The 15795-nt window shown below is 58.9% G+C and carries 11 protein-coding genes; 9 read left to right on the forward strand and 2 right to left on the reverse strand.

Annotated features, from left to right (window positions below; genetic code table 11):
- Positions 1-25 precede the first annotated feature (25 nt).
- The 3 genes from RDL66_RS03035 to RDL66_RS03045 are packed head-to-tail and all read left to right on the forward strand — an operon-like array spanning position 26 to position 3836.
- Positions 26-1198, forward strand: coding sequence for a glycosyltransferase (locus tag RDL66_RS03035; RefSeq protein WP_307741777.1), 1173 nt, complete (start codon positions 26-28; stop codon positions 1196-1198).
- Between the two features lie 2 nt (positions 1199-1200).
- Entirely contained in the window at positions 1201-2700 is a 1500-nt protein-coding gene (gene murC / locus RDL66_RS03040) for a UDP-N-acetylmuramate--L-alanine ligase (protein ID WP_307741776.1), read from the forward strand.
- On the forward strand, positions 2697-3836 hold the full coding sequence (locus RDL66_RS03045; RefSeq protein WP_307741775.1) for a cell division protein FtsQ/DivIB: 1140 nt from the start codon (positions 2697-2699) through the stop codon (positions 3834-3836). The genes murC and RDL66_RS03045 overlap by 4 nt, the downstream gene beginning before the upstream one ends.
- Before the next feature lie 45 nt (positions 3837-3881).
- Here the strand turns inward: RDL66_RS03045 and serB are convergent, their stop codons facing one another.
- Together serB and glgC are read right to left on the reverse strand one after the other, a co-directional pair.
- Entirely contained in the window at positions 3882-4802 is a 921-nt protein-coding gene (serB, locus tag RDL66_RS03050; RefSeq protein WP_307741774.1) for a phosphoserine phosphatase SerB, read from the reverse strand.
- A 3-nt stretch (positions 4803-4805) separates the two neighbouring features.
- Positions 4806-6044, reverse strand: a complete 1239-nt coding sequence (gene glgC, locus RDL66_RS03055) for a glucose-1-phosphate adenylyltransferase (protein WP_307741773.1) — start codon at positions 6042-6044, stop codon at positions 4806-4808.
- Between the two features lie 166 nt (positions 6045-6210).
- Between glgC and glgA the strand changes: the two genes are divergently transcribed.
- From glgA to RDL66_RS03085, 6 genes are all read left to right on the forward strand, one after another.
- Positions 6211-7440 carry a glycogen synthase gene (glgA, locus tag RDL66_RS03060; RefSeq protein WP_307741772.1) on the forward strand — a complete coding sequence of 410 codons (1230 nt, stop codon included), beginning with the start codon at positions 6211-6213 and terminating at the stop codon, positions 7438-7440.
- A 36-nt stretch (positions 7441-7476) separates the two neighbouring features.
- The gene (locus tag RDL66_RS03065; protein WP_307741771.1) at positions 7477-8265 is read left to right on the forward strand and encodes an ATP-binding cassette domain-containing protein; all 789 of its coding nucleotides are present in this window, start codon (positions 7477-7479) and stop codon (positions 8263-8265) included.
- A 59-nt stretch (positions 8266-8324) separates the two neighbouring features.
- Complete coding sequence (locus tag RDL66_RS03070) at positions 8325-9668, forward strand: glutamine synthetase beta-grasp domain-containing protein (protein ID WP_307741770.1); 1344 nt, start codon at positions 8325-8327, stop codon at positions 9666-9668.
- A gap of 61 nt (positions 9669-9729) precedes the next feature.
- Positions 9730-12933: a bifunctional [glutamine synthetase] adenylyltransferase/[glutamine synthetase]-adenylyl-L-tyrosine phosphorylase gene (locus tag RDL66_RS03075; protein WP_307741769.1), complete on the forward strand. Its 3204-nt coding sequence runs from the start codon at positions 9730-9732 to the stop codon at positions 12931-12933.
- A 260-nt stretch (positions 12934-13193) separates the two neighbouring features.
- Entirely contained in the window at positions 13194-14360 is a 1167-nt protein-coding gene (gene xylA, locus RDL66_RS03080; protein WP_296180704.1) for a xylose isomerase, read from the forward strand.
- An 83-nt stretch (positions 14361-14443) separates the two neighbouring features.
- Complete coding sequence (locus RDL66_RS03085; protein WP_307741768.1) at positions 14444-15763, forward strand: FGGY family carbohydrate kinase; 1320 nt, start codon at positions 14444-14446, stop codon at positions 15761-15763.
- Positions 15764-15795: the final 32 nt, after the last annotated feature.

Here is a 15795-nt window from a genome sequence, read left to right on the forward strand (position 1 = left end):
GACAAAACACGCTAAAGTTGAGGGTGTGAGTGACATCTCAAAACCGGTCATTGTTTTCGCTGGCGGCGGCACTGCGGGGCACGTGAACCCCTTGCTGGCGACTGTTGCCGCGCTAAAGTCCACCGAATTCGACTTTGAGCCGCTGGTGGTGGGCACATCCGAGGGGCTGGAAAACGAGCTGGTTCCCGCCGCCGGCTATGAACTGTTGACCATCCCCCGTCTGCCCATGCCGCGTCGTCCCAGTTCGGACCTGGTTCGTTTGCCGGTTCGGATGCGTCGTGTGGTGGCGTCGCTGCGCGATACTTTCCAAGCGCGGGGGGTGCGGCTGGTGGTGGGCTTTGGTGGCTACGTTTCCACTCCCGTGTACTTCGCGGCGAAACGCCTGGGTATCCCCATCGTCATTCATGAACAAAATGCCCGGCCAGGGCTCGCCAATAGGGTAGGGTCACGCTACGCCGCCGGAGTCGGCCTGACTTTTGAGGGCACCGGGCTGAAAGCGAAACACGGCGAGACCCGCGTGGTCGGCCTGCCCTTGCGCCCCAGCATTCTCGAACTGGCGCGTCAGCTGGAAACACCCCAGACCAGGGACGCGGCGCGAGCCGAAGCCGCCGAATTTTTCGGTTTGCCGGCTTCTCACCCCACGGTGCTGATCACCGGAGGTTCCCTGGGGGCGCAGCGTCTCAACGAAGTCTTGCCCGGTGCGCTTTTGCGGGTGTTCCAGGAAAACCCCTCCGCCCAAGTCATTCACTTGACCGGGAAAGGCAAGGACGGTCCTGTTAGGGATTTCGTAGCTGCACACCACCTGGAGCAGCGTTACCAGGTGCGAGACTACCTCACTGAGATGCACTACGGTTTGGCCCTAGCTGACTGTGTGGTGTGTCGAGCGGGGGCAGCGACTGTCGCGGAAAACACCGCCCTGGCGATTCCCACTCTCTATGTGCCCTTGCCCATCGGCAACGGAGAGCAGGCCCTAAACGCGCGAGGGGTCGTGCAAGCCGCGGGGGCGTTCTTGCTCGACCAAAAGAAACTGACCGAGCAGGCGGCTGCTGACCTGCTGATTCGTCTGTTAGACCCGGAGCAAAACGCGGCCATGCGGGCGGCGGCAGCCCAAGTCGGCACCACTCGCGGCGCCGAGAATCTCTGCGCGCTCATCTTAACAGTCCTGGGCGAAACGACCGGGAAACCCGAGGAGGCCTAATCATGCCCGAAATTAAAGACAGTTCCACGAATTTGTCCAACGTCGCACAAGCCCACGAGGTTCCGCCCGACCAGGCATTTTACCTAATCGGTATCGGAGGGGCCGGCATGAGCGTCCTCGCGCTGCTGCTGCATGACCTGGGGTATCACGTGTCTGGTTCCGACCAGGTGCAAGCCGATACGCTGAGACAGCTGCGCGCGGCGGGCATCACAGTTTTCGTGGGGCACCGGGAAGAACAGGTCCCTGCTAACGCTATTGTGGTGGTGACTTCGGCGGTACATGAGGACAATCCCGAAGCGGCTCGTGCCAAAGCTCTGGGCTTAGAAATCTGGCACCGTTCCCAAGCTTTAGATTTTTGTACCCGTTCCCACGATTTGGTGGCGGTGGCCGGGGCGCACGGTAAAACCAGCACGTCTTCCATGATTGCCCACGCCCTGCTGAAAATCGGCGCGGATCCTTCCTTTGCTATCGGGGGAATCATCGCCGAACTGGGGACCGGCGCGCGTTTGGGGTCGGGTTCCGCCTTTGTTATTGAAGCCGATGAGTCCGACGGGTCTTTCCTGAACTATTCCCCCGCGGTGGAAGTTATCACCAACATAGAGCCTGATCACCTCGATCACTGGGGCAGCGCGGAGGCCTTCGAGCAAGCTTTTGTGGAATTTACCGGTCGACTGCGCGAGGGCGGTGCGCTGGTGCTGTGTGCCGATGATGCCGGGGTCAAAAGGCTGGCCCAGCAGGTGCCAGCGCGGCGCGGCGTGGGTGGTCCACGGGTTATTTCCTATGGTTTCGGGGTTCCCTTGGCTGGCGATGTGGTAGTTCAGTTGAGCGAGCCCGAGCTGGGGCCGGGCCGCGGACATTGCCAAGTCAGCGTTGCCGATGCTGGTCAGCAGGTGTTTCGCGGGCAGCTCGAGTTGCGGATAGGGGGCCAGCATATGCTGCTGAACGCGGGCGGAGCGTTGGGAGCCGCCTACGCCCTGGGCGTGGACTTGGCTCAGTTCATCGCCGCGTTGGGGACTTTTTCGGGAGCCAGCCGCCGGATGCAGCTGGTTGGTGAACGTGATCACGTGCGCATTTACGATGATTACGGGCACCACCCCACCGAAATTGCGGCCACGCTAAAAGCCGCTCGTGACTTAGCCGGTAGTGGTCGGCTGCTGGTGTGTTTCCAGCCTCACCTGTATTCTCGGACCTACCACAACGTTGAGGCTTTCGCCCGCGTTTTTGCCGACGTGGACGACCTGACCGTGTGCTCGGTCTACGCCGCCCGCGAAGCGCCGATTCCCGGAGTAAACGGCAACATCATCACCGAGCGCCTCGGTCAAGGAACCTACGTGGCGGATATGTACGCGGCGGGACTGCACGCTTTCCGGTCTGCCCGCCCCGGCGACCTGCTGCTGTTCTTAGGGGCGGGTTCTATCACCCACGTGGGCCACGCTATCGCCGCGGGACACGACTTTGCCTCGGTGGAGCAGGCAGCCCAGGCGAAAGTGAGCCAGGCGTGAAACCACCTCCTCGTCCCACCCTTGGGAAATCCTCAGAGGACCGCGATGCGAGCCGGGGGCGGCATCGTCGTCCCGTGGTTGACCCCAAAAGCGTTGACATCGACAAGGACGCCCCGCGCCGCCCTCGTGACCGCGCCGCCGCGACTGACACGACAGACTCGGGAACAGCCCAACCTGAGACGAAGTCCAAAAGGCCGACCCCGGCTCAACTTGATAAACAGGAACGCAAGGAAAAAAAGGCCGCCAAGAAAGCTCAAAAGCAGGCCGCGAAGGCAAATCGTGAGGCAGTGAAAGCGGCCCAAAGGGTTTCTCAGCGCAAACACAATCCGAAGGCGACCCCCTCTGGTGGGGCGCGCTTCGAGGTGAGTTCCCCCTGGGATTCGCTGCGGGTGGCAAGCGTAGATAACTCGCTGCTGGACCGGTTGGAGGAGCAGGCGTTCATTCGCCGTCATCGGATACGGCTGCGGATTTCCAGCCTGATTGGCGCGTTGGTAGGAATTCTCATCGTTTTGTACGTGGTGTTTTTTTCTCCGCTGTTCACCTACCAACTCTCACAGTGCCATGTCACGGGTGCGCACAACGTGGACGTTAAAGAGGTGTGCCAAGCCACTCAGCGTTTCGAGGGACGCACTATAACCAGTTTGGCCACGGCGGGAGTAGCCAAAACGGTGCTGCACGAAATGAGCGCCCTGAAAGATGTCCAGGTCTCACCGGCCTGGCTGCACGGTTTGAATATTCACGTGGTGGAGCGTGTTCCGGTAGCCACCGTGCGGCAAAACGGCAAGGTCGTGGGGGTGGATCGGTCCGGAGTCGTCCTGGAGATAGCCCCTGGCGACGTTGCGGGACTGCCGCAGCTGGACGTTGACATGGAGAAACTGGGTGGGCAAACCCGCAAACTGGTCGACGCGGCTTTGACTGCTTTTGGGGATATGCCCGCGGAACTGCGGTCTATGATTGCCTCGGTGACTTCCGACGACCCAGCTCAGCTGCAGTTCAAACTGCGCGACGGCCGCACCTTGGTGTGGGGTAATTGCCATGATTCGGTAGAAAAAGCCCAGGTAGCTAAACTTTTGTTTACGGTGCAGGGCGTGAAAGTCGTGGACGTGTCAAACCCGGAGCGTCCCTCGACCCGCTGAACGTGAGCGGCCTTTTTTGGGCGAACAGTTTTCGCGCTGAGAAAGTCAGTCCGGGAGAGTGAGCGCAGACAGCACCGCCAAGTTGGGCCACGAGAGGCGCACATCAGCAGCGGCTTGCAAAGCAGGTTTTGCCAGGTAGGCGACTCCCAAACCGGCGGCACGCACCATTTTCAGGTCGTTGGCTCCGTCTCCCATCGCCACGCAGCTTTCTAGGCTGGCTCCGAGTTTGGCCGCCCAGGAACGCAGGCAGGTTTCCTTGGTTTCGGCGGTGACAATATCGCCCTCGGGATTGCCGGTCAGCTGGCCGTTGGCCACCTCGAAACTGTTTGCTTTGACAAAATCCAGCCCGATTTCGGTGGCGTGCGGCGCAACCAGTTCTCTGAATCCGCCGGAAACCACCCCGACTTTCACGCCGCGGTGATGAAAATCCGACACCATTTGTGCTGCTCCTGGCGAAAAGTGGTAGTCCTGGCGCACTTGGTCCAAGACGCTGGCCGGAAGGCCCCGCAGGGTTCCCATGCGCCGCCGCAGGGACTGGGCAAAATCGAGTTCTCCGCGCATCGCGGCGGCAGTGATGGCAGCGACTTCCATCTGCGTACCGGCGTGGGCGGCCACCAGGTCAATGCCTTCCCCGGTAAACAGCGTGGAGTCCCCGTCCAAAACCACCAGGGCCGGACCGTGCTGCGCCATTTCTCCTGTCGTTATCGCCACAGCCAGTCCCTCTGAGCCCAGGTCAGGCTCCATAGCGCGGATCCACGCGGCTCTTTGTTCACGAGTCGTGGGGGGTGCGGCAGGAACGTATAGGGACAGCCGGTGCAGACTCCCTGACAAAGACCGGGTGGGGGACGCGGAGGTACTCAGTCCGGTGACACGAACCACCGCGGACAAAAATGCCTCCGGCGCTACGCCCGCAGAGTCCCCCTCCCATACGCAGGTAAAGCGCAGGGGCAGCAAAGTTTCTGTCATGGGCTAGTACTCGACGCGGGTGTCTTTGGGGACCACCGTAATTCCGGAATCCGTCACCAGGAAACCGCGTGCCCGGTCTTGTTCGAGGTCAACTCCGATAGTGACGCCCTCGCCAACGTAAACGTTCTTGTCCAAGATAGCCCGGTCGACTTTCGCGTGCCGCGCCAGCACCACGCCGTTCATCAGGACCGAGTCCGTCACTTCGGACCAGGAGTTCAGGCGAACACCGGGGGAAATAATCGAGTGAACACAGCGAGCCCCGGAAATAATCGTGCCGCTGGAGACGAAGGAGTCAATGGCGTGTCCCATACGGGAGTCGTCCCCATAGACGAACTTCGCGGGGGGCAGTTCACCGTCCACAGTCGTCATAATGGGCCACTTCGGGTTGTAGAGGTTAAAGACGGGGTGAACTGCGATGAGATCCATAGAGGCCTCGTAGTAGGCATCGATAGTACCGACGTCACGCCAGTAGTCCCGGTCACGTTCGGTCGAGCCGGAGATGTCATTGCGGATGAAGTCATAGCAGTGGGCTTCCCCGCGAGACACAAAATACGGCACGATGTCCCCGCCCATATCGTGATTGGAATCCTCGTTTTGCGAGTCCAAGCGCAGTGCGTCGAGCAGGGCATCGGTGTTGAACACATAGTTGCCCATCGATGCCAGTACCTGATCCGGGGCGTCGGGCAGCCCGACCGCGTCTTGAGGCTTTTCCCGGAAAGCTGCGATTTTACCCGTTGCGTCAGCTTCAATGACGCCGAAAGAAGATGCTAAGCTGAGCGGCTGACGGATTCCGGCCACGGTGGCGGGCAGGCCTGACTCGATGTGTTCGGCCACCATCTGCGAGAAGTCCATCCGATAAATGTTGTCAGCCCCGATAATCAGCACGTAGTCGGGGCGCTCATCGCTGATGATGTTCTCAGATTGGAAAATCGCGTCAGCTGAACCCATGTACCAGTGCTTGCCGGTGCGCTGCTGAGCCGGAACCGGTGCCACGTAGTTGCCCAGAATATTCGACATGTGCCAGGCCGTGGCGATGTGTCGGTCTAAGGAATGCGACTTGTACTGGGTCAGGACGATGACGCGGTGGAAACCGGAGTTGACCACGTTTGACAGCGCGAAGTCGATGAGGCGGTAGTGTCCGCCGAAAGGCACCGCGGGTTTGGCGCGGTCTTCAGTGAGAGGCATCAGGCGTTTGCCTTCGCCACCAGCGAGAATAATTGTCAAAACTTTTGATAGTGCCACGCTTTAACCCTATAGAGAATTTTTAGCTTTTGTGGGGCTTTTGGGTCATCTTTTACTTGCAAATGGGATAAGTTAGAGGTGCAGCCGCGGTTCGCTGGCCAGGGATTTTCCGGGGACACTACGGGTCGGGTTGTACTGGGTCCATTTCTGTTGAAGCGAGGTTGCTATGCGCGTTGATTTGATGAGTCGGGAATACCCTCCGAAAGTTTACGGGGGTGCAGGTGTTCACGTCACTGAACTTGCCAAGGTTTTGCGTCAGCGGGCAGAAGTGAGGGTGCACTGTTTTGAGGGTCCGCGCGCCGCGGGCACGGAAGGCGGCGAGCCAGGGGTCACCGGGTACGACTATCTGGAGGGACTGGCTGACGCGAACGCCGCTATCCGCACTTTGGGAGTGGACTTGGAGTTTGTGGCTGGTGCCGATGGTGCTGACGTGGTGCATTCCCACACCTGGTACGCCAATATGGGTGGGCATTGGGCTTCCCTGATGTATGACATTCCACATGTTATTTCCGCGCATTCCCTGGAACCGCTGCGTCCATGGAAAGCGGAACAGCTCGGCGGGGGATACCGGATTTCCTCCTGGGCGGAAAAAACCGCTTACGAAGCCGCGGACGCCATCGTGGCGGTGTCCCACGCTATGAGAGCCGACATTCTGCGTTGCTATCCCACCATCGACCCCGACCGCGTCCACGTCATCCACAACGGCATTGACCTGGCGACTTGGGACTTTTCTAATATCACCCCCGAATTCCGCAGCCAAGTTTGGGCGGACTACGGACTGACAGAAGGGGCTCCCACCATTACTTTCGTGGGGCGCATCACCCGTCAAAAGGGTCTGCCCTACCTGCTGCGGGCCCTGCGCGACGTACCTCGTGACGCCCAAATCGTGTTGTGCGCGGGGGCACCTGACACCCCAGAGATTATGGAGGAAGTCGAAAGTCTGGTGCGCGACCTGCAGCAGGAGCGTCCGGGAGTGGTGTGGATTGCGGACATGCTGGACCGCGCCCACATGATTGCCCTGCTGACAGGCTCGACCCTGTTTGTGACCCCATCGATTTACGAACCGCTGGGAATCGTGAACCTGGAGGCGATGGCTTGCGGCTTGCCCGTGGTCGCCACCGACACCGGGGGTATTCCCGACGTGGTTATTGATGGGGAAACCGGCTTTTTGGTGCCGATTGAACAGGTCAATGACGGTACTGGCAAGCCCCTGCATCCAGAAGAGTTCGAGCAGGCGATGGCCCAGCGCATCACCGAGATGCTGTCAGACCCGTCTCGGGCTCAGGCAATGGGCGAGGCCGGACGCAAACGCGCCCAAGAACACTTCACTTGGGAGGCTATTGGGGAAAAAACTATGGCGTTATATGAAAAAGTCATCGCCCAGCGTCACAATTAACCCACAGTTGCCCAGCCGCGGATAGGAAAGAACAGTATGACTTTGGTCGCAAGGTGTGACAACGTCGAATTGTGGCGCAATCACACCTCCATTTTGCAAGGCCTCAACTGGCAGATTCACCTGGGACAGCATTGGGTGGTGCTGGGGCCTAACGGGGCGGGGAAAACCACGCTGGTCGATATGCTGGCGGGGAGGATTTACCCTTCGCGCGGTCGGGTCGAAGTTTTGGACGAAGTCTTGGGGAAAACCGAAATCGCCGAGATTCGTCAGCGGGTGGGGTATGCCTCCCCAGCCTTGGCGGCGCAGATTCCTCCCCAGGAAACCGTGGAAAAGGCCGTGTTGTCCTCCATTTGGGGGGTGACGGCATCTTGGCGGGAGAGTTACGAACCGGTTGACTTGCAGCGCGCCCAAGCCCTGATGAGTATGTTTGAAGTGGCTGACCTGAAAGAACGCGAGTTCGCTACCTTGAGCCAGGGCGAAAAACAGCGCGTTTTAGTGGCCAGGGCTCTCATGATTGACCCGGAGATGCTGATTTTGGATGAACCGGCGGCTGCCCTGGATCTCGGCGGGCGCGAACTGCTGCTGAGCGGCTTGGCGGAACTGGCTCGTGACCCGAAAAGTCCGGTTATGGTCATGGTCACTCATCACCTGGAGGAAATCCCCCCCGGCTTTACCCACGCGCTGGCTCTCAAGGAAGGCCGCGTATTCACCTCCGGCCCTCTCGAAAACGTGCTGACCAGCGAGACTATGAGCGCCATGTACGGCCTGGACTTGGACATAGCGCACACGGAGCAGGGACGTTACACCGCCAGAATGAAACTTTAGTTCAGGAGACCTTGAGCATCCGGAAAACCGCCGGAAAAGACTATTGAAGGGAGAAAACCGTGGATTCTCGCCAAGAAGACGTGATTCGCCAGGTGGGGGAACGTGACGTGAAGTATGTGCGTCTCATGTTCACCGATGTGTTGGGCGTATTGAAATCTGTCACGATTGCACCGGTAGAACTGGAACGAGCCTTTACGGAAGGGGTAGCTTTCGACGGTTCCTCCGTGGAGGGTTTCACCCGCGTGGCGGAATCGGATATGTTACTTTTCCCCGATGCCCAGACGTTCCAGATTATGCCCCAGCTCGCCGACATTCCGCAGGACACTATCGGGCGGATGTTCTGTGACGTCTACAACCCGGACGGGACCCGCTCGCACTCCGATCCCCGCTACGTGCTGGAACGCACCATGAAACGGGCACAATCGTTGGGATTCGTTCCCTACGCGCATCCTGAAATCGAGTTTTACCTGTTCAAACAGCCCGGCAGTCTGGATGAGCGCCTGCGGCCGGTGGACCAGGGGGGTTACTTCGATCACGTTTCGGCAGGGCCGGGCAACGCATTTCGCCGGTGGGCGGTGCGGATGCTGGAAGAGTACGGTATTTCGGTCGAGTTTTCCCATCACGAGGGCGGCCCCGGACAAAACGAAATCGACTTGCGTTCCGTCGATGCCCTGTCTTGTGCAGATAATCTGGTAACTACGCGTGAAGCGGTAGAGGACCTGGCAGAAGTCAAAGGTCTGCTGGCGACGTTTATGCCGAAACCGGATATTGATTTTCCCGGCAATGGGTTGCACGTGCATTTTTCGCTGTGGGAGGGCGACCAAAACGCGTTCTACGATCCCGCGGCGGCTGACCACCTGTCCATTGTGGGACGCCAGTTCACTGCCGGTTTGCTGCACTACGCCAAGGAAATCTCGGCTATCGTCAATCAGCATGTGAACTCGTACAAGCGGCTGTGGGGCGGGGATGAGGCACCGGCTTTCGTCTGCTGGGGCCACCACAATCCTTCCGCCCTGATTCGCGTGGCCGATCACAAGCCCGGTCTGCACACTTCCACTCGGGTTGAGTACCGGGCTCCTGACCCCGCGATGAATCCATATTTGGGTTTTGCCCTGATTATCGAGGCGGGCCTGAAAGGGATTGAACAGCGCCTGGAACTACCCGAAGAAGCCGAGGATAACGTGTGGGAGATGAGCGACGCGGAACGCAAAGCCTACGGTATCGAGACCCTGCCGCGCTCTTTGGAGGACGCGATTCGCTACCTGCAGGACTCTGAGCTGGTGCCAGCGGTTCTGGGCGAAGAAGTTTTTGATTATGTTTTGCGCACTCGGTTGGCGGAATGGACCGATTATCGCCACCAGGTGACGGAACAAGAGAAACGCTTGCTGCTGCATCTGCATTAGTCACTGCCACAGGTTCCTCGCCTCGGTGAGCGGCGGGACTGCGGTGCTGAAAGGGTAAAGAATGGCTCGAGAGTATTCCGAGACGGTGGCCTTGCTGACCTCCGGAGTGGAAGATGTCGGGCGCGCCAAAACCCTTTTGACCGCCATTATGCAGGCAGCCCCCCAGATTGAGATTCCGAAACTCATCGAGAACCTGGGTCAGACTGCGGACCCTGACCAGGTGCTGCTGAGCCTGAATCGGATTTTTTCCGAGGATGCCCGTCACCCGTCGGGCATAACCGAGACGCTGAGTACCCGCCAAATCGGAAACCGCACGCTGCGCCTCCTGGGTGCCTCCGAATTTTTTGCCAGCTACCTGGTGACCCACCCGGCGGCCCTTGCGCCCCTGGAACAGCAGCCCGAGCCGGAAACTTACTCCACACGGCTACTGAACGCGGTGGGGGCAAAGAACCTGGGAAGCGACGAAAACCCGTGCTGGGTCGCTGACCTGCAAGCTCACGACCTGGAACTGCGTCGGGTTTACTATGCCCTGCTGGCGCAGCTGGCAGCCGAGGACTTGGCTCATGCGGGAACGGCGGCGGCGAAAGCCGAGTTTCAGGCGACCTCCCGGCGCATCAGCGACCTGGTAGATGCGGCTTTGGAGGCTGGTTTGGCGCTGGCCCGCCGCGACCACGACCCGGAGGGCCAGATTGCTTTCACCGTGGTGGCGATGGGGAAAACCGGGGCGCGGGAACTGAACTATATTTCTGACGTTGATGTCATCTACGTGGGACAAGCCCGGGACGGCGTCGACCTGGATAGCGCCGAGGCAAACCGGCGTGCCACCGCTATCGCTCAGGCGCTCGGGTCCTATTGCTCCGCGACCGGCCCGGAACCAGCGCTGTGGGTGTTGGACGCCGCGCTGCGCCCCGAGGGCAAGGACGGTGCTCTGGTTCGTACTTTGGAGTCTCACCTGGACTATTACCAGCGTTGGGCGAAAACTTGGGAGTTCCAGGCGCTGCTGAAAGCCCGTCCGGCCGCGGGGGACCGCGAACTGGGCTCTCGCTATCTGAGTACCATCCGTCCTTTTGTGTGGTCCGCGGTGGAACGCGAAGGCTTCGTGGAAGATACCCGAGCCATGCGCCGGCGGGTGGAAAAGTTGCTGGACCCAAAGAAAGCCGGACGCGAAATCAAGCTCGGTGCCGGGGGACTGCGTGACGTGGAGTTTACCGTGCAGCTGCTGCAGCTGGTACACGGCCGGGTCGATGAGAGCCTGCGGGTACGCGCGACCCTGGACGCTTTACAAGCCCTCATCGCCGGCGGTTATATCGGCCGCGACCAAGGCGAAGAAATGGCTGACTATTACCGTTTCCTGCGAGTCATCGAGCATCGCACCCAGCTGGATCGGATGCGCCGCACCCACCTGTTCCCCCAAGATGCCCAACTACGCAGGGTGGCGCGTTCTATTGATGTGGCGCGGTTTTCCGAGGGGGCGAAGCTGACCCAGGCTTGGCAGGAAGTGCGCCAAAAGGTTCGGGGACTGCACGAGGAAATCTATTACCGCCCGCTGCTGCCTGCCGTGGCAAAACTATCGGCTGGGGTAGCGGCCTTGGACAGCGCCGCCGCGCAGTCCCGGCTACAAGCTATCGGATACCGCGATTCCAAACGAGCCTTGGAACACATCGAGGCTTTGACCACCGGGGTGAGTCGGCGGGCGGCAATTCAACGCCAGCTGTTACCGGTGCTACTGGATTGGCTGGCCGATGGGGTAGATCCGGATGGCGGTTTGTTGGCTTTCCGGCAAGTGTCAGACGCGTTGGGGGACACGCATTGGTATCTGGGTTTGCTGCGTGATTCGGGTACGGCTGCCCGGAGTTTGACCCGGTTGCTGTCGTCTTCGCCGCTGGTGGCGGGGTTGTTGCCCGCTAATCCCGACGCTATTAAGTGGCTTGACGACGAGGCCCAGTTACGCGGGCGGACTCGCGAGGAGCTGGAGCGCGAAATCCTGGCGTCCTTTGAGCGCCAACCTGATCTGGACAAGCAAGCCGCGCGGCTGCGAGCAGTGCGGGGTCGGGAGCTATTGCGGGCGGCTATGGTGGACGTGCTGCAAGGCATTGACCCGTTGCGAACCGCTCAGCGACTGACTGACGTGGGTGAAGCCGTCCTTGCCGGGGCTCTCGATTTGGCGTTGCGAAAGCTTAATGCGCAGGTACCCCCGACGGCTCCCGGTCACAAGGGCGGTGGGGAGCCGCTGTCCGCGCAGGTTGCGCCCGCGATGTCCGCGACGCGCACCCTGGCTTCCGGGGGTTATTATGCCGACCACTTAGTCGTGGGGATGGGTCGGTTTGGCGGTGGCGAATCCGGCTATGCGTCGGACGCTGACGTGGTGTTTTACTATCGTCCGTGGCGGGAGCCGGGCAATCCGGCAGCGGGATATTTGCCTACCGCGCCGGTGGCGGAATCCTCGGCAGCGGGTACAGAAACCGACCCCGCGGCATCAGAAATTCGCAAACAAGCCGCGGCGGAGGCAGCGAGCTTGGTTAATGCCGTCAGCTCAATCTTGAACGGAGCCCAAGCTGGGGCCTGGCGCGTCGACACTGATTTACGTCCCGAGGGTCGATCCGGGCCAGTATCCAAGGACTTGGGGTTGCTGGAGGATTATTTTGCCCGGTGGGCCAGTGCTTGGGAACGTCAGGCCCTGCTGCGGGCTCGTCCCGTGGTGGGTTCGCCGGCCTTGCGCACGGATTTTGCCGCAATTGTGGATCCGGTGCGATTTGACACCCCTCCGGAGGCGAAAGAGCTGAAAGAAATCCGGCGGTTGAAAGCCCGCATGGAGGCCGAACGGATTGGCGGTGGACAGGTCAGCGGTGCGGGCAAGACCGCGGCGGCGGTGCGCCACGTCAAGCTGGGTCCAGGGGGATTATCCGATGTGGAATGGTCGGTACAAATATTGCAGATGTGCCACGCCAGCGATGTGCCGGGGCTGCGCTGTGTGTCTACCGGAGACGCCCTGCGCGCGGCTGTGAGCGCAGGGCTGATTTCCGCCCCGGACGCGGAAACACTGCGCACCGCGTGGATGATGGCCATGTCGATTCGCGCCGCCAATGTGTTGGGATCGGGGCGGACTACCGGGAAAAAACTCGATGTGCTGCCCGTCGATCGCCTCTTGGTGACCACGGCGGCGCTGCTGGGCTACGCAGAGGGTGCGCACCAAGACCTGACCGACGACTGGATGCGCACCGCGCGCTTGGCTCGCGGGGTCGTGGAACAAATCTTTTACGATTAGAGCCTTGCGATGCTCTGTGTTTCTTATGTTCCTGGTGATTGGGTCAACGCGCAAAAGTGTGGGTGCGGCGCGGCACATGGGCATCCCGGAGGAACCTTAGTTTTCGGGACGTGAAAGATTAGTAAAACCCTTGACTCTCTAGAGCTAGCGTGTTAGTTTTAAGACTAAACAAAATAGGTTTTTGGAGGCTATCACATCAGCGGGGAATAAAGCATAGAATCGCTGGTAATGAACGCCACGAGTGTAAAGGAGCACAGATAATGCGTAAGCCGTGTAAAGAAGATAAGTTCTCTTTCGGGATTTGGACAGTGGGTTGGCAGGGGGTTGACCCATTCGGTGTGGCAACCCGGGACGCCTTAGATCCTTGGGAATACGCCCAGAAACTTGCTGAACTTGGAGCCTGGGGAGTGACTTTCCACGACAATGACGTGTTCAATTTTTCAGCTTCGGAATCTGAGCGCCAATCCATCATTAAAAAGTTCAAAGAGGCTTGCGACCAGTCTGGTTTAGTTATCGAAATGGTAACTACCAATACGTTTACCCACCCCATCTTTAAAGATGGCGGGTTGACGAACAACGACCGGGAGATTCGTCGTTTCGGCCTCAAGAAAATTCTGAAAAACGTTGACTTGGCTGCGGAAATGGGCGCCTCGACTTTCGTCATGTGGGGAGGTCGCGAAGGTGCTGAGTACGATTCCTCCAAGGATCTTAACGCCGCTTTTGAACGCTACAAGGAAGGTCTAGACGCTGTTGCCGGCTACATCAAAGAAAAAGGTTACAACTTGCGCATCGGGCTGGAACCCAAGCCAAATGAACCTCGTGGTGACATCTTCCTGCCCTCGGTTGGTCACGCGTTGGCGTTAATCGCCCAGCTTGACAATGGGGACATCGTGGGCTTGAACCCGGAAACAGGCCACGAACAGATGGCAAACCTGAACTACAACCACGCTCTGGCGCAAGCGCTGAACGCCGGGAAACTTTTCCACATCGACTTGAACGGTCAATCGGGGCTGAAGTACGACCAGGATAAATGCTTCGGTCATGGAGACTTGGCCTCAGCTTTCTTTACAGTGGACCTGCTGGTCAATGGGTTCCCCGGCGGCGGGAACCGCTACGATGGCCCGATTCACTTCGACTATAAGCCCTCGCGTACTGAGGGATTCGAAGGGGTTTGGGCTTCCGCGGCGGCCAATATGGAAATGTATCTGATGCTGAAAGACAAAGCGTTAGCTTTCAGGGCCGATCCGCTGACCAAGGAACTCATGGAAGCGGCTTCAGTGTTCGAATTGGGCGAACCTACCATGAATGAGGGCGAAACCTACGCGGAGTTCATGAACAGTCCTACCGTTGACCCGGAGCAGGCCGCTCAGCGTGAATATCACTTCGTGGAGTTGTATCAACAAGCCATGCGTCACCTCGTAGGGTAGGGACTAGTCGAAATCGATTCGTCGTCTCACACCCACGTGTGAATTAACATTTTTCATAGATGTGTGGGCTTTAGGAGCAGAAAATGGCCGTTGTAGCTGGTGTGGACTCCTCTACTCAATCCACCAAGGTGTTGGTTTGGGACACTGAGAGTCAACAGATTCTTCGACAGGGAAGTGCGCCACATCCGGAAGGGACTTCAGTCAATCCGGAGCATTGGTGGGAAGCCTTTATCTCTGCGGCTAAACAAGCTGGGGGACTGGCTGATGTGGAAGCCGTTAGCGTGGGAGCTCAACAGCACGGTTTGGTCACTTTAGATCAAAACGGGACTGTCGTGCGTGATGCGTTACTGTGGAACGATACCCGTTCGGCTGCTGCCGCTAAGCAACTTGTGGAGGAAAAAGGATTAGATTTCTGGGTTGAATCCTGTGGTTGTGCTCCTGTAGCCTCATTGACCATTACGAAGTTGAGGTGGCTAGTTGATCATGAACCACAATCCTGGTCGCGCGTTGCCGCGGTTTGCCTACCTCATGATTGGTTATCTTGGAGAATACAAGGCAGTGCAGATATCCATTCACTGTTCACTGATCGCTCAGATGCTTCCGGTACTGCATATTTAGATACTCACATCGGTGAGTATCGGTATGATTTGCTGGCGCACGCTTTGCGAATTCCCGAGGACAAGGCACGGCAACTCGTCTTACCTAAAGTTGTATCTCCTCAGGAATTGGGCGGGGAAGTAACTCGCGACATTCCCGAGATCGAGCTGAGAGCGGGAACAAAAATAGCTCCGGGTTGTGGGGACAATGCGGGTGCAGCTTTGGGCTTAGGTTTACGAGTTGGCGAAGCGGCTATTTCGATTGGAACCTCTTGTGTGGTTTCGGTAGTTTCCGATAAGCCGGTTATTGATAAATCTGGCTCTGTTACAGGATTCATGGATGCCACCGGCAATTGGCTCCCCTTGGCCTGTACTTTGAACGGAACTCAAGTTATGGACAAAACTGCAGCTCTCTTGGGTGTAGATGTGTCTACTTTTGACCAGCTAGCCTTGCAAGTTCCCGATACGGACGGGTTACAGATGATTCCATATTTCCAGGGCGAACGCACTCCGAATTTGCCTAATGCCACTGCCGAAATCCGGGGAATGACTCTGAGAAACTATGCCCCAGCCCACCTAGCCCGAGCCGCCGTGGAAGGGCTGGTGGGACTTATCGATTATGCCCTGCAAGCAATCCAAGGGTGCGGAGTTGAGGTTAACAAAGCCACCCTGATTGGTGGAGGAGCTAAATCTCCTGCCGTTACCCAGATACTGCCCTCCAAGCTTGGTATAGAAATCGAGGTGGCGCCACCGGGAGAATACGTGGCGTTAGGAGCGGCCAAACAGGCTGGTGACTTGATAAGATAACGCTGTTGGGGATTTCGGGTCCGTAAGGAGCG

Source organism: uncultured Mobiluncus sp. (assembly GCF_902488535.1).
GTDB lineage: Bacteria > Actinomycetota > Actinomycetes > Actinomycetales > Actinomycetaceae > Mobiluncus.

Bases quoted from the DNA above. Each gene is read 5' to 3' on its own strand.
- RDL66_RS03085 (WP_307741768.1), top strand. From the start codon at position 14,444: ATGGCCGTTGTAGCTGGTGTGGACTCCTCTACTCAATCCACCAAGGTG.
- RDL66_RS03075 (WP_307741769.1), top strand. From the start codon at position 9,730: ATGGCTCGAGAGTATTCCGAGACGGTGGCCTTGCTGACCTCCGGAGTG.
- RDL66_RS03065 (WP_307741771.1), top strand. From the start codon at position 7,477: ATGACTTTGGTCGCAAGGTGTGACAACGTCGAATTGTGGCGCAATCAC.
- xylA (WP_296180704.1), top strand. From the start codon at position 13,194: ATGCGTAAGCCGTGTAAAGAAGATAAGTTCTCTTTCGGGATTTGGACA.
- murC (WP_307741776.1), top strand. From the start codon at position 1,201: ATGCCCGAAATTAAAGACAGTTCCACGAATTTGTCCAACGTCGCACAA.
- serB (WP_307741774.1), bottom strand. From the start codon at position 4,802: ATGACAGAAACTTTGCTGCCCCTGCGCTTTACCTGCGTATGGGAGGGG.
- glgA (WP_307741772.1), top strand. From the start codon at position 6,211: ATGCGCGTTGATTTGATGAGTCGGGAATACCCTCCGAAAGTTTACGGG.